Source organism: Hymenobacter translucens (assembly GCF_020685205.1).
In the GTDB taxonomy this organism is placed as follows: Bacteria; Bacteroidota; Bacteroidia; order Cytophagales; family Hymenobacteraceae; genus Hymenobacter; species Hymenobacter translucens.
The window spans coordinates 671,564-684,633 of sequence record NZ_JAJERB010000003.1 but is presented as its reverse complement, the minus strand read 5'-3'; the positions used below and the strand labels follow the sequence as shown (position 1 = coordinate 684,633).

At 62.8% G+C, this 13,070-nt stretch carries 13 protein-coding genes; 3 read left to right on the top strand and 10 right to left on the bottom strand.

Annotated elements, in window-relative coordinates; all coding sequences use genetic code 11:
* Nucleotides 1-169: 169 nt before the first annotated feature.
* The 6 genes from trpS to LJY25_RS10015 form a co-directional block, all read right to left on the bottom strand.
* Entirely contained in the window at nucleotides 170-1,147 is a 978-nt protein-coding gene (gene trpS / locus LJY25_RS10040) for a tryptophan--tRNA ligase (RefSeq protein ID WP_227608193.1), read from the bottom strand.
* A 92-nt stretch (nucleotides 1,148-1,239) separates the two neighbouring features.
* Nucleotides 1,240-1,992: a queuosine precursor transporter gene (locus LJY25_RS10035; RefSeq protein WP_227608192.1), complete on the bottom strand. Its 753-nt coding sequence runs from the start codon at nucleotides 1,990-1,992 to the stop codon at nucleotides 1,240-1,242.
* A gap of 89 nt (nucleotides 1,993-2,081) precedes the next feature.
* Entirely contained in the window at nucleotides 2,082-3,008 is a 927-nt protein-coding gene (locus LJY25_RS10030; RefSeq protein ID WP_227608191.1) for a ribonuclease Z, read from the bottom strand.
* Between the two features lie 131 nt (nucleotides 3,009-3,139).
* Nucleotides 3,140-3,514 (bottom strand): STAS domain-containing protein, encoded by a 375-nt coding sequence (locus LJY25_RS10025; RefSeq protein WP_227608190.1) that lies wholly within the window; start codon nucleotides 3,512-3,514, stop codon nucleotides 3,140-3,142.
* A gap of 105 nt (nucleotides 3,515-3,619) precedes the next feature.
* Nucleotides 3,620-4,426, bottom strand: coding sequence for a DUF4198 domain-containing protein (locus tag LJY25_RS10020; protein ID WP_227608189.1), 807 nt, complete (start codon nucleotides 4,424-4,426; stop codon nucleotides 3,620-3,622).
* 80 nt (nucleotides 4,427-4,506) lie between these two features.
* Nucleotides 4,507-6,387 (bottom strand): glycosyltransferase, encoded by a 1,881-nt coding sequence (locus tag LJY25_RS10015; RefSeq protein WP_227608188.1) that lies wholly within the window; start codon nucleotides 6,385-6,387, stop codon nucleotides 4,507-4,509.
* 371 nt (nucleotides 6,388-6,758) lie between these two features.
* Between LJY25_RS10015 and LJY25_RS10010 the strand changes: the two genes are divergently transcribed.
* Nucleotides 6,759-7,166: a DUF6960 family protein gene (locus LJY25_RS10010; RefSeq protein WP_227608187.1), complete on the top strand. Its 408-nt coding sequence runs from the start codon at nucleotides 6,759-6,761 to the stop codon at nucleotides 7,164-7,166.
* A gap of 87 nt (nucleotides 7,167-7,253) precedes the next feature.
* Here the strand turns inward: LJY25_RS10010 and LJY25_RS10005 are convergent, their stop codons facing one another.
* Nucleotides 7,254-8,603, bottom strand: coding sequence for a YfcC family protein (locus LJY25_RS10005; protein ID WP_227608186.1), 1,350 nt, complete (start codon nucleotides 8,601-8,603; stop codon nucleotides 7,254-7,256).
* 185 nt (nucleotides 8,604-8,788) lie between these two features.
* Between LJY25_RS10005 and LJY25_RS10000 the strand changes: the two genes are divergently transcribed.
* Nucleotides 8,789-9,031 (top strand): hypothetical protein, encoded by a 243-nt coding sequence (locus tag LJY25_RS10000; protein WP_227608185.1) that lies wholly within the window; start codon nucleotides 8,789-8,791, stop codon nucleotides 9,029-9,031.
* 146 nt (nucleotides 9,032-9,177) lie between these two features.
* Here LJY25_RS10000 and LJY25_RS09995 read toward each other — a convergent pair whose 3' ends face one another.
* Both LJY25_RS09995 and LJY25_RS09990 read right to left on the bottom strand, forming a co-directional pair.
* A complete protein-coding gene (locus tag LJY25_RS09995) occupies nucleotides 9,178-9,978 on the bottom strand; it encodes a YsnF/AvaK domain-containing protein (RefSeq protein ID WP_227608184.1) in 801 nt (266 codons plus the stop codon).
* A gap of 57 nt (nucleotides 9,979-10,035) precedes the next feature.
* Entirely contained in the window at nucleotides 10,036-10,491 is a 456-nt protein-coding gene (locus tag LJY25_RS09990) for a YsnF/AvaK domain-containing protein (RefSeq protein ID WP_227608183.1), read from the bottom strand.
* Nucleotides 10,492-10,847: 356 nt separating this feature from the next.
* Here LJY25_RS09990 and LJY25_RS09985 point away from each other — a divergent pair, with 356 nt between their 5' ends.
* Nucleotides 10,848-12,389, top strand: coding sequence for a glycosyltransferase family 39 protein (locus LJY25_RS09985; protein ID WP_227608182.1), 1,542 nt, complete (start codon nucleotides 10,848-10,850; stop codon nucleotides 12,387-12,389).
* A gap of 4 nt (nucleotides 12,390-12,393) precedes the next feature.
* Here the strand turns inward: LJY25_RS09985 and LJY25_RS09980 are convergent, their stop codons facing one another.
* A complete protein-coding gene (locus LJY25_RS09980; protein WP_227608181.1) occupies nucleotides 12,394-13,041 on the bottom strand; it encodes a response regulator in 648 nt (215 codons plus the stop codon).
* Between the last annotated feature and the right edge of the window lie 29 nt (nucleotides 13,042-13,070).

Here is a 13,070-nt window from a genome sequence, read left to right as displayed (position 1 = left end):
AGGGTCCTGGTGAAAGCATCTGCCTGCGAATCACGCTGGCCGTTAGAAAAAGAAAAAGCCCCGGCATAGCCTACGCCGGGGCTTTTTTTATAGCCAACTGCTTTGCTTACCGTTCAGGACGGGTGGCCTGACCGGCTGGCCCTGACTGTTAGCCCATCAGCCTATTTCCTTATCGTCGGCCGTACCCAACCTTCTCCCGGACGCGGGCCAGCACGTCAGCGCCGTAGGCCTGGGCGCGGCGGGCGCCTTCGGCGAGGCGGGCGTCCAGCTCGGGCAGGTTGTTCATGTAGAAACTGAACTGCTCCCGCTCAGTGGCGAAGCGGCGCAGAATCAGCTCGTACAGCTCCTTTTTAGCGTGGCCATAGCCGTAGCCCCCGGCCAGGTAGTTCTGGCGCATCTGCCCGGTTTCGGCCGGGGAAGCCAGCAGGGAGTAGAGCTTGAAGGTGACGTCCGCGTCGGGGTTCTTGGGTATTTCCAGCGGGGTGCTGTCGGAGATGATGCTTTTTACGGCCTTGAGCAGGTCCTTCTCCGGGGCGAAGATGTCGATGATATTGCCGTAGCTCTTGCTCATCTTCTGCCCGTCGAGGCCGGGAATAGTCATCAGCTGCTCGTCGACGCGGGCCTGGGGCAGCACCAGCGTATCGCCGTAGCGGCTGTTGAAGGCTGAGGCAATATCGCGGGCAATTTCGAGGTGCTGGATCTGGTCTTTGCCCACGGGCACAATCTCCGCGTCGTAGAGCAGGATGTCGGCCGCCATCAGGACGGGGTAGGTGAACAGGCCCGCGTTGACGTCGGAAAGCCGGTCGCTCTTGTCCTTGAACGAGTGGGCGTTGGCCAGCATCGGATAGGGCGTAAAGCAGCTCAGGTACCACGTCAGCTCGGTGACCTGGGGCACGTCGGACTGGCGGTAGAACAGGTTCTTCTCGGTGTCGAACCCGCAGGCCAGCCACGCGGCGGCCACGGCGTAGGTATTGGCCCGCAGCAGTTCCGCGTCGCGCACCGTAGTCAGGGAGTGCAGGTCGGCAATAAAGTAAAGCGAGTCGTTCTGGGCGCTTTTCGACAACTCGATGGCGGGCAGGATGGCGCCGAGCAGGTTGCCCAGGTGGGGCCGGCCGGTGCTCTGGATACCAGTGAGGATACGGGACATGGGAAGTTAGCTTCAAGCTACGAGCCTCAAGCTGCAAGCAGCTCAGACCTAATGAAAAGATCAATTAAACACGAAAAAAGCTTGCAGCTTTTTCAAACGCTCACGTCGGCTACGGCTTCCTGCTGCAGCTCCACCGACTCGTCCCGGCCCAGGTATCGGTCGATGAGGTAGTGGGCGAGGTAGAGGACGGGCGTCAGCAGAATGGCGGCGGCGAACTTGTACCAGTAGTTGAAGTTGGCTACCCGCAGCACCTGCTCAAACGACCAGTTGCCGAATACATAAAAGGCCACGAACAGCACTACGAACGAATCGACCAGCTGGGAGACCAGGGTGGAACCGGTGGCCCGCAGCCAGATCATGCGGCTGTTGGTAAGGCGGCGCAAGAGCTGAAACACGGTGGCGTCGAGCACCTGCCCGATCAGAAAGGCGCTGATGGAGCCCAGGATGATGCCCAGGCCCTGACGGAAGATGCTCTGGTAGGCAAACTCAATGTCGAACGGGCGGCCCTGGGCATCAGTCTTGTTGATGTCGAGCCAGAAGTCGGCCGGCACCAGCTTGGTGGTGCCGTAAATCACCAGGAAGGCGTAGGCAATCAGCGCCACGGTCAGAAAGCTGATGCGCAGCACCCCGGCCCGGCCGAAATACTCGTTGATGACGTCGGTGGTGATAAACACGACGGGCCAGATGAGCACGCCCGCGGTCAGGTCGCCGGTCAGGCCAAAGCTTTTCTCGACGGAGAAGATCTTCACGCCGATGATTTCCGCCAGCAGGGCATTTACAAGGAAGATGCCGCTGAGCACCAGATAGAGCTGGGTCTTCTTCTGAGCAAAGGTTTTCACGGGCAACGCAGAATTAGGCCGGGTCCGGCAGTACAAACCTACGCAGTGGCGCCGGGTTTCGCGCTACGTCGCCGGTAGTACAGTACCTGCTGCGCCTAGTCCCGCACCTCGGGTACGCGCACCGTCTTGCCTTCCACGCCCAGCTCGGTGGCCTCAAATTCCTGCTGAGCCTCGCGCAGCAGGGGCGTCAGGTCGCGGTAGCGGGACGAGAAGTGGCCGATGAGCAGGCGGCTTGCGCCGGCCAGGCGGGCAAACTCCCCGGCCTGCCGGGCGGTGGAGTGGTGGGTGATGGTGGCCCGCTCCAGCATCTCGTGCAGGAAGGTGCTTTCGTGGTAAAGCAAATCCACGCCCCGCACCAGGTCGGCATTTTCGGGCGTGAAAAGCGTGTCGGAGCAGTAAGCGTAGCTGCGCGAGCGGCTGGGCTCGGCCGTCACGTCGGCGTTCAGCAGCCGGGGCCGTTCGGCGGTGGCGGGCACGTCTTCGCCCTGGGAAAGCAGGCTGAGCTGGGCCGGGGACAGGCCGGCGGGCAGGCGGTCCTTGATGAGGTGGCGGCGCTTGGGCTTTTCGCGGAACAGGTAGCCGCAGCACGGAATCCGGTGCCGCATGGGCAAGCTGTGCACCGTGATGTGGCGGTCCTCATACACCTGCTGGTGCCGGCTGGTATCAACCAGGATAAACTCCAGATCGAAGGACAGCTGGGTGTAGGAGTGCCGGAACTGGGTGGTGAGCACCTCGTCGAGGCCGGCGGGGCCGTAAAGGCGCACCGGCTCGGTGCGGCCCTGCAGGTGCATGGAGGAAAGCAGCCCGAACAGCCCGAAGAAATGGTCCCCGTGCAGGTGGGAAATAAAGATAGTGCCGATTCGCTGGTGGCGCACCTTGTGCTCGATCAGGCGGCTCTGCGTGTCTTCGCCACAGTCGATGAGGTACTGCATGTTGCCCACGGTCAGTACCTGCGCCGTGTGGTGCCGGTTCATGAAGGGCGTGGCCGACGCGCTACCCAGGATTTTCAGCTCAAATTCCAAGCAAATGCTTCGGGCCGCCCGTAGTCAGCCCGTTAAAAAATGGAAGTACCGGAAACGAAAAAGCTGTTGGCTGTCGGCCGTCAGCATCAAAACCAACAGCTAACAGCCAACAGCTAACGGCTTACGAAAAGCTAAGCCTTATTGGTCAGATCACGCTCGATGGCGTGCAGAAAAATCCGGTCGATGCCTTCTTCCACGGTGGGCAGAATGTGCAGCACCGACTCGAGCTTGCTGATGGTGATGAGCTTGAGTACGTGGTCCTGCAGGCCGGTCAGCACGAGCAATCCACCGGTGGAATTGCACAGGCGGTTGGCAATCAGGATCGAACTGAGGCCGGAGGAATCCGTGTATTTAACGTTGGTCAAATCCAGGATCAGGTTGTTGATGCCTTCGGCATTCAGCTTCACGAATTCCGATTTCAGATCAGGCGCAACCGTAGTGTCCAGCTTCTTTTCGTCAATCGTGATTATCGTGTACGTTTCCTTTTTATCAATCGAGTACTTCATACCGGCGAGGGTTCGGGTTTTAAGAGAGTTGCGAAGGTAGTGAAAAAAAATATTGAGTTGTAAGACACCGGCAAGCCCAGGCTTTTTGGTGAATGCTCCGGCTGCTCAATGACCGGCAGTTCCCGCGAACGCGAAAGTAAACGTACTCCAAGTGCTTTGCCAGTCAGCCTGTTGGCGGTCAGAGGCGGGGCTCATACGCACGCTGCTGACCATGTAGGTGCCAGGCTGGGAAAGACGAAACAACACTCGGCCGTTTTGGTTAGTGTGGAGCTTGAATATTTTTGTTTTCTTTCCCGGGCTGCGCTGCCACACCTGCACCAGCGCCCCGGCCAGCGGCTGCCCGTCGGTGAGCAGGCGCACGGTAAGCGCGCTGCCCGGCTTTAGGGCGTAGGGATTTTGCTCGGGGACCAGCTCCAGGGGCAGCCCCGCCACGCAGGCAAAGACCTGGTCAGAGGGCTGGCTGCGGCCGACCTGCACCAGCGTTTTGGCGCAGCGGCGGTACAGCTCCCGCGCGGGCTTATCGGCCTCACCCCGCTGCTGCCGCTGAGCCAGGACCTGGTCGAGGCCTTCTTCGCGCAGGTAAGCCGTGAACTTGGCGCCGTCGAGCTCAATAAAGCTGTTGTTGGTGGCAAACGAAACGAGGTGGGTGCCCGCCTCCCGGAACTCCACGTCGGTGCGCAGGGTGTCGTCGCGGGTGGCAGCGGTGGTCATATCGACGGTGTCGGTGGCAGCATAGTGCACAAACCGGGTCAGGCGGCTGCTTTTGCCGGTCCACCGCTCACCCATGAAATTTTCGCCCACGAAAACGCGCAGGTTGATTTTGTCGCCGGGCGTGAGGTAGAACCGGGTCGGCAGCAGCCAGAACTCGTGCGCCCCGGCCGGAAAGCCCAGCAGGGGAAGCAGGAAAAGCAAAAGTGGAAGACGCCGCACGGGAAAAAGATCAGGGGGTAAAAGTAAGAAACCGTGAAGCAGTCCCTATCCCATGAAATATCCTAAATTTCAGAGGTAAGTACGTAGGTATTTGCCGTTGTGCTTCCGCCCCGCTCCAGGGCCAGCTCGTAGGCCCGGTCGTAGTGTTGCCGCAGGTTTTTCCAGTCGAACAGCTCGGCGGAGCTTTCCACCTGGTTGCGCTGCGTGATTCGCTCCCTACGGTTGAGCTGTACAAATTTCCAGAGCATATCCGTCAGCTCCTCGGCCGCTTCGTCGAAGCTTTTCTCCAGGCGGTTTACCACGAAGATGCCCTTGTCCTCGTGGTCGGGCATGGTCTGGAGGACGTAGTCGCCGAAGCCCGACAGGTCGGAGGTGATGGCCGGCACGCCCCGGGCCACGCACTCAAGCGGGGTGTAGCCCCAGGGCTCGTAGTAGCTCGGGAAAATGCCCAGGTGGCAGCCCCGTACAAACTGCCCGTACTCCATGCCGAACAGGGGCGAGGTGGGCGACACGAAGTCGGGGTGGTAGACGATTTTCACCCGGTCGTGCTGGTTATTTACCAGGTTGGCCCGGCGCAGGAAGTTGAGGATGTCGTCGTTTTGGTCGTCGACCAGGTTGTGGGTGATGACCGGGGGCAGGCGGGTGGTTTTCCAGCTTTGCAGGGTGCGGCGGTAGCGCAGCTTCCAGTAGTCGTCCACCATGTCGGCCAGGTTGGGCAGGCGGTGGTCGGTGGAAGCGGCGGCGGCGTAGAACAGCCTTTCGCCCACCTGCCGCTCGATGGCCCGGCAGGTGTCCTGCACCTCGTCGAGCACGGCCCGGCTTTGCAACACCTCGGGGTTGATGCTGTGAAAGGGCCGCTTGGTGATAAAGAACATCACTACGTTACCGTCGAGCCCGGCCTGCTGGATGCGGTAGTTAAGGCGGGCCAGGGCCTCCAGCGTCAGGTCGAAGCCCTTGTTGTGGTACTCGTAGCGGCCGGAGGTAAACAGGTACAGCGTTTTGTCGAGGTCGAAGGCGTAGCTCTGGAAGAAGTGCGCCATCACGAACTCGTTGATCTTGTCCTTGTACAGCTTGTGCAGGTTCTGAAACTCATGCAGGGCCACGAACCGCTCGATGTTGAGGCCGTTGGGCAGCACCGCGTCCGGAATCCGGTCGAGCAGGTAGATGCACTCCCGCACCGTCAGCTCGCTCACGGTGGTAAACACGTGGGCGCCGTGAGCGGCGGCCCGCTCTACCCGCACGGCCGTTTCAATGTTGAAGTGCCGGGCCTCGGCCATCCAGTCCACCAGCATCAGGTGCTCGTAGAAGGCCGCGTCGTTCATGGCCAGGTAGCGGCCCAGCAGGGTGGCGTGGGTGGTAAAGACGATGTGGACCGGCACCTGCTCCCGACGCAGGTCCGGAATGGCTACGCCGGTCATCCACTCGTGAAAGTGGGCCACTACGGCCTGCCCCGCCGCTTTTTCGGCTGCGAGAGTCTGAATAAACAGCTTGGCCAGCAGCCCGAAGGCTTCCACCTGATGCAGCAGGTCGTCGTGGTCGGGGGTGGGAATGCCGTGGTGCTGCCAGAGGTCGGCTTTTATCTGAGGCAGCCGGTCGTATGCCTGGAAAGGATTGATGAGCACAACCCGGGGGTTGCCGGTTACAATCCAGTGGCCGAGGCACACGTCGTAGCCCTGGGCGCGCATCCGGCGCACGGCGGCGGCAAACGGGTCGGTGGCCCGGTCCAGCTCGGCGTCGGAGAGGCCCTCAAACTCGCTCTGGGCCTGGTGGGCAAAGTAGGGGCCCAGCAGGCAGTACCGGTCGTCCCAGCCCTGCACCGTGGCCGGCACCTTGGAGCGAATGACGGTGTAGATGCCGCCCACCTGGTTGCAGACTTCCCAGGCGACTTCCACCAGCAGCGCGTCGGGGGAAACTTGTTCGGGGGTAGGGGCGGGGCGTTCCACGGCTGGAAAAGTTAGGTGTGGGGCGAAAGATAGATAAGTCGCCGGAAGTGGCGGCATGGGGCGGGAACCAACCGCACTGGGGAAGCGGGGAAATTTTCCGTGCTTCGCCGGCAGGAATACCGCGCCTGACCCTGCTTCGGATTCCCGCACTACCCTGTTCCACCGAAATCACGCCTGGCAGCGAATCACCGGCCTCCACGACGTCGTGCCGGGCGGAAGAAGCGCATCAGCTTCCGCATCGTTCACGACGGCGCTGCCCTACGTGTGCTGGCCCACGCTGCCAGCCGGGGGCTGCCCGCCCGTCCTGATCGGGTCCGGCGCAAACCAAAACCCGCCGCCCGGTGTTGGGTGGCGTATTTATCTGCTTTTTCGTGTCCCGACCCCGCCCCCAACCCGTCCGCTACGGCCTGTACTCCTGGACTCCCGACTACGGCCTGCGCTATATTCACCCGGCTAACCGCCGAACCTTCGAGTGGCTCGAGCCCCTGGGCAAGGTGTTCGAGAAAATTGACGAAGCCGAGGACTGGATCCTGCTGCGCTACGACGAGCAGCAGTTCAAGGTGAGCGGGGAACTGTTCAGCGAGCTGCCCGACAAGCCGCCCTACAGCTTCGGCGACCTGGTGGAGGAAGTGGGGGCCGAGCCGGGCCGCCCGCCCCACCGTGGCCTGATTTCCGACGTGTTCTGGAACGAGCGGACCCATACGGCCCGCTTTCAGATCGTGGAAAAGAAGCGCAAGATCAAGCGGGTCTTCGAGCCGGACGAGCTGCGCCTTGTTTAGCGGTCAGCCATTCGCTTTTTTGTGCCGGCAGCCTGATGTTAGGACAAAAGCTAACGGCTAGCAGCTATCAGCTAAGAGCTGACAAACTTACTGCAGGCCGATGGCAATGCCAATGACGACGGCCGTGGCGCCCAGGGCAAAAAGCAGCAGGTACAGCGGCAGCACAAACTTCCACCACTGGTCGAAGCGCACCCCGCAGGCGGCCACGATGGCGACCAGGGCCCCGTTGGTGGGCGTGATAAGCTCGCACAGCCCGGCTCCGTACTGGTAGGCCAGCACCGTCACCTGCCGGGGCAGCCCCAGCAGGTCCGACAATGGCGTGAGGATGGGCATGGTCAGCACCGCGTGGCCGCTGACGCTGGGCACGGGCAGGTGCAGGGCGGTGTGCACACCCATCATGCCCAGCGCCGACAATGCCACCGGCAGATGGGCCAGGGGGGCAGAAAGGCCGTTCACGAGTGTATCGACGATGTGGCCCTGCTCCAGCACCACGAAGATGGCCCGGGCAAAGCCGATCAGCAGGGCGGAAAACGCCAGGTCGCGGAAGCCGGTGATAAAGCCTTCGGCGGTGCCGTTCAAGCCCAGCCCGCCGAGGAGGCCGGCCAGCACGCCCAGTACGAAGAACAAGGCCCCCATCTGCTCGAACTCCCAGCCCAGGTTAAGTACGCCGTAGGTGAAAGCGGCAAAGGTGAGCAGCAACAGCAGCAGGACGATGCCCTGCCGGGCGGCGCTGCCCGGGGCCGCTTCCTCATCGGCGGCCAGCAGCTCCGGGGCCACCCGATGCCGGGCCGCGTAGCGCATTGTGCCCCCAATCCAGATAACCAGGGCCAACGCCAGAAAGATTAGCCGGAACCCGCTGCCCGACAACAGCGGCAGCTGGGCCAGCTTCTGGGCAATCTGCACCTGGAAGGGGTTCAGCGGACTAAACGATGCGCCCACGGCGGCGGCTCCGATACTGACGGCCGCCGCCGTGATGACCGGGTAGCCCAGGCGGCGCATCACCACCAGCAGCACCGGTATCAGCGGAATGATTTCCTCCTGCATATTTTCCAGGGCCCCCATGGTGGCAAACAGCAGGGAGATGATGGGAATCACGAACACCTCCCGCCCCCGCAGCTTGGTCAGCAGCCAGTCGACGCCCCGGCGCAGCGCCCCGGTCTGGTCGATGACGGTAAAGGCACCCCCGGTCAGGAACACGAAGAAGATAACGCCGGCCGCCTCGGCCATGCCTTTCGGAATGCCGACCAGCGCCTGGGCCAGGCTGACCGGCGACGCTGCCACGCGGTGGTAAGAGCCGGGTACGACCACGTCGCGGCCGGTGGCAGCGTCGTTTACCCGGGTGAACTCCCCGGCGGGCAGCACGTAGCTCAGCAGCATAGCCAGCAGGATAAAGCCCACGAGCAGCACCAGCGGGTGCGGAAAGCGAATCGTCTTCATGGCGGCAATATGCACACAGATGCCGGCGAAACCCGCGTTGCACGTTCCGGGGGCGTTTCCGGGCCGGCGCAGCCCTTTGGTAACCGGCTACTTGGCCCTGGTAGGGCTTGCCACTGACGGCGTACTTTTGACGGGCCGCGCCGGAACCCGAGCCCGGCTTCGTGGGGTTTACCTCCTCACATTCTATGAACCTTCTTGCCTTCAAACAGCTTCCGATGGGCCAGCAGGCCCGCTGCCTGCACCAGACAGGGCACCTGCTCGCCGAGCGCGGCCAGGACTCCTTCCGGCTGACTCTCTACGCCCTGAGCGACTTCTACGCGGAGGTCTGGCGCGTGCGGGACGAAGAGCACATTCTGTTTATTCACCTGTTTCAGCACCCGGCAGGGCTGGCCGGCTACCTGGACCGGATCCGGCTGCCGGAATTCTAGCCCGGTGCGCGCCAAGAAATAAAGGCGCATTGCAGGGCAGGCAGCAACGGGTAAGCCGCTAAGTGGAGCCGAGGGGCCGTCCCGGCGCGCATAAAAAAAGGCCGCTGAATTTTCAGCGGCCCTTTTCATGTGGCTGGCGGAGTCGGCTACGACTGCCGGTTGGTGTCATTGTCGGTGGAAGTGCGGCGGTTCACGTCGTCGCCGCGCAGCTGCTCGACTTCCACGTCGGTGCGGCGCACGGTGTCGCGGACGGTTTCGTCGCGCTCCTGCACTTCCTTGCCCAGGGTTACTTCGCCTACTACGCGGGCTTCCTTGGAAACCACGGGTACTTCGGCGTGCTCGGTGATTTCGATTTCACCTTCCTGGAAGTTGCGCAGGTCGGCCTCGGTAGCGGGGCGGTTTACGGCAGTGCGCTCCACGTGCACGTGCTCTTCGCGCAGACGGAGGTGCTCCTCTACGGGGCGCTCAATGATGCGGCTGCGCAGGCGGGCCCCGCCGGTTTCCACCACGCGCTTGCCCACCTGCAGGTTTTCCTCAATGATGGGAATAGCGCCGCTGGTCTGACCGGTCTGCGTGCCGGCGGCCAGGTTGTTTTGCTGACCACTGTTCTGCTGGTAGTACTGAGCCCGCTCGTTCACGTCCACGGCTCCGCACTGGTCGAGGATGTCGCGGGCATTTTCCGCCAGCTGGGGGCTTTGGGCGTGTACTGTGATTACCGTGCCGCGGCGGGCCACCTGGGAATAAGTGTTGGCTTCGTCGTCGGAATCGAACAGGTTACGGAAGAAGCCGCCGATGCTGTCGTCGGAGCTATGGCTGGTGGCATCGCCCGTGCTGCTCTGGCTCGACACGTCAATGTTGTCGCGCGTGATGCCTTTAGCGGTCAGCTGGTCAATGGCTTGCTGGGCGGTGCTGCCGCTTTCGAATACTCCAATTACGGTCTGTGACATGGTTGTTGGGGTTTTGGTTGTTGGGATGGATTGGAAATAAAAAGGGTACTCTAAAAATCAGCGGGTGGGCTGAGGGGCCGGGTTATCCGGTGCCGTGGGTGCAGCGCCGGCCCGCAGGTCGGTTCGCTCCACCACAATGTCTTCTTTAAGCAGGGTCACCTGCACCGCCTCAGTGGTCTGCACCTGGCGCTTGGTGACCCGGATTTCCTCGACGACCAGCAGGCGCTTGACAACCACTTCCTGCACAACGGGCATAATCATCGTCTCGCCTTCGTAGCGCACGGCCGGTGGGGCCACGTCCACGAACTGGTTGACGGGTACGCGCTCCACGTTTACTTCTTCGTGGGTGAGGGGCACCTGCAGGCTCTGGGGCTCTTCGCGCACCACTTTGGCGATGCGCACCCGGCCCGACTCCACCACTTCCTTGCTGAGCAGCGCCTGCTCCTCAATGAGGGGGATCGTGCCGTACTGGTGCTTGGGCTGATCGGGGATTGATTCTTCGGGGGTCGGCATGGCAGAATCGGTTAACGCAGCGGCGGGGTGCCGGCACGGGCAATTTCCACGGCCCCGGGCGGTCGGGGTGGGGTAAGCCTACGGTAAAATCACCGCAGTTAGTTACGTCCGGACCATGGGGTAGGGGCACTGTACGGACGAGCTTAACTGCCTTGAATACAATATTTTATAATTTTTATATAGCGTACCTGGTAATGCTTTTTTCAACCGTTGCCGGCTCATTCGCCCCTAAATGAGCCTGGCCCGCAACCCTGTCGGGCTAGGCAGGGTGCAGTTTGCAGAAACCTGCGGAATCCGTGTTTTTTCGGTTATTGGCTTTCCCCTATGTTTGTCAACCTGCTCTTTCCCACTTACCAATGAAGCGTCTGATCCCGCTGCTGCTGGCCTTGCTTAAGTTTTTCATCGGCTACCTGCTCGGCAGCGGCGCCTACGAGCTGCAGCGCGACGAATACCTCTACCTCAACATGGGCCACCACCTGGCCTGGGGCTTTATTGAGGTGCCGCCTTTGCTGGCGGCGCAGGCCTGGCTAACCCAGGCGCTGGGCGGGGGCTACGTATGGGTGAAGTTCTGGCCGTTTCTGTGGGGTGCCCTCACCATCTACCTGGTAGCCCGGCTAACCCAGAAGCTCGGGGGCGGCTGGTTTGCGGTGGTGCTGGCCGGCACCTGCTACCTGGCGTCCGGCTTTGCCCGGCTCAACTTTTTGTTTCAGCCCAACTCCTTCGAGGTGCTGGCCTTCACGGCCGTGAGCTACGCGCTGGTGCGGTACTGGCAGCGGCCCCGGCCCGGCTACCTGTATGCGGCGGGCGTGGTGCTGGGACTAAGCTTGCTGAACAAGTACACCACCTTCTTTTTCCTGGCCGCCGTGCTGGGCGCGGTGCTGCTCACGCCCCACCGCCGCCTGCTTACCACCCGCCCCTTCTGGAGCGCCGCAGCCCTCGTGCTGCTCCTGTTCCTGCCCAACCTGATCTGGCAGCTGCGCCACGGCATCCCGTTTCTCAACCACATGAGCGAGCTGCACGGCACCCAGCTGGTGCACGTGTCGGTGGCCGACTTCTGGAAAGACCAGCTGCTGATGTGCTTCCCGGCGGTGTGGGTGTGGGTGCCAGGGCTGCTGGCGCTGCTGCTCTACCGCAAGTTCCGGCCGTTTCGCGCGGTAGGCTGGCTTTACCTGCTGGGCCTGGGCATCCTGACGGTGCTGCACGGCAAAAGCTACTATGCCCTGGGCTATTACCCGCTGCTCTTCGCGTTCGGGGCGCTATGGCTGGAGCGGCAGCTAAGCCGGCTGCGGGGCGCGCGCTACGTGCAGCCGGTGGTGGCCGCCCTGCCCGTCCTGATCATGCTGCCCCTGCTGCCGTTTGTCTACCCGGTGCTGTCGCCGGCACCGATGCAGGAGTTCGGGGCCCGGTACCGCGACCTGGGTATGCTGCGCTGGGAAGACGGAGAAGACCACGCCCTGCCCCAGGACTACGCCGACATGCTGGGCTGGCAGGAGCTGGCCGACAAAACCTACGCGGCCTGGCAGGCCCTGCCTGCCGCCACCCGGCCCCGTACCCTGATTGTATGTGCCAACTACGGGCAGGCCGGGGCCATCAACTACTTTAACCGCAACCGGCTTATGCCGGAAGCCCACAGCCGGAACGGCAGCTACCTGTACTGGTGGCCCGACCTGACCGCCCTCGCCAGCTTCGAGCACGTTATCCTGGTGGACGACGAGCCCGATGACGATGTGCCTGCTCTGTTTGCCCGCTACAGCCGGGCCGGTACCATCGGCAACCCATATGCCCGCGAAAAAGGAACGGCTATCGGGGTGGGCACCGGGCCGGGGCCGGCCGTGCTGCCCCGGATCCGGCGGGAGCATCAGGCGGCCCTGGCGGTGTGGGAAGGAAAGAAGTGGTAGCAGGCTACAACCCGTGGTCCCGGGCAAACTGCGTGAGGGCGGCCACGTTGTGCAGCTCCAGCTTGTGCAGAATGTTGCGCCGGTGAGTTGTGACAGTAAACTCCGACAAGGACAGCTTGTCGGCAATGTCGCGGGTGGTCAGCCCCTCGCAGACCAGGCTGACCACTTCCCGCTCCCGGGCGCTCAGGCGGTGCAGCTTAAGCAAGGCCGTGGGGTCGGAGCTGGGCGTGGTGGGAGCGGGCCGCAACAGCGTCGGGAACGACCGGCCACCGGCTGCCACCGCCCGGATAGCCTCCAGCAGCTGCCCCGCGTCGGCTGACTTGGGCACGAACCCCCGGGCCCCACCGGCTTCCACGATATTCATGATTTCCGGCGTGGCCAGGGTGCTGAACACCAGCACGCGCAGCTCCGGCCACTGCTGCCGCAGCTGGGGCAATAGGGTGAGGCCGTCGGGCGGGGGCAGGTGCAGGTCCAGCAGCAGCACGTCGGCGGTAGCAGGGGTACCGGGTTTCGGCAGCCAGGCCAGCAGCTCCGACCCCGATGCCAGCTGCCCGACTACGTGCAGGTCCGGCTGCCCGTCGAGCAAGGCGGCCAGGCTTTGCGTCAGCATCTGGTGGTCGTCTACAATCAGCAGGCGGCAGGGTGAGATCATACGGCAGGTGGTTACGGTGGGAGGAGCGG

Bases quoted from the DNA above. Each gene is read 5' to 3' on its own strand.
- trpS (WP_227608193.1), bottom strand. From the start codon at position 1,147: ATGTCCCGTATCCTCACTGGTATCCAGAGCACCGGCCGGCCCCACCTG.
- LJY25_RS10025 (WP_227608190.1), bottom strand. From the start codon at position 3,514: ATGAAGTACTCGATTGATAAAAAGGAAACGTACACGATAATCACGATT.
- LJY25_RS10005 (WP_227608186.1), bottom strand. From the start codon at position 8,603: ATGAAGACGATTCGCTTTCCGCACCCGCTGGTGCTGCTCGTGGGCTTT.
- LJY25_RS10000 (WP_227608185.1), top strand. From the start codon at position 8,789: ATGAACCTTCTTGCCTTCAAACAGCTTCCGATGGGCCAGCAGGCCCGC.
- LJY25_RS09995 (WP_227608184.1), bottom strand. From the start codon at position 9,978: ATGTCACAGACCGTAATTGGAGTATTCGAAAGCGGCAGCACCGCCCAG.
- LJY25_RS09990 (WP_227608183.1), bottom strand. From the start codon at position 10,491: ATGCCGACCCCCGAAGAATCAATCCCCGATCAGCCCAAGCACCAGTAC.
- LJY25_RS09985 (WP_227608182.1), top strand. From the start codon at position 10,848: ATGAAGCGTCTGATCCCGCTGCTGCTGGCCTTGCTTAAGTTTTTCATC.
- LJY25_RS09980 (WP_227608181.1), bottom strand. From the start codon at position 13,041: ATGATCTCACCCTGCCGCCTGCTGATTGTAGACGACCACCAGATGCTG.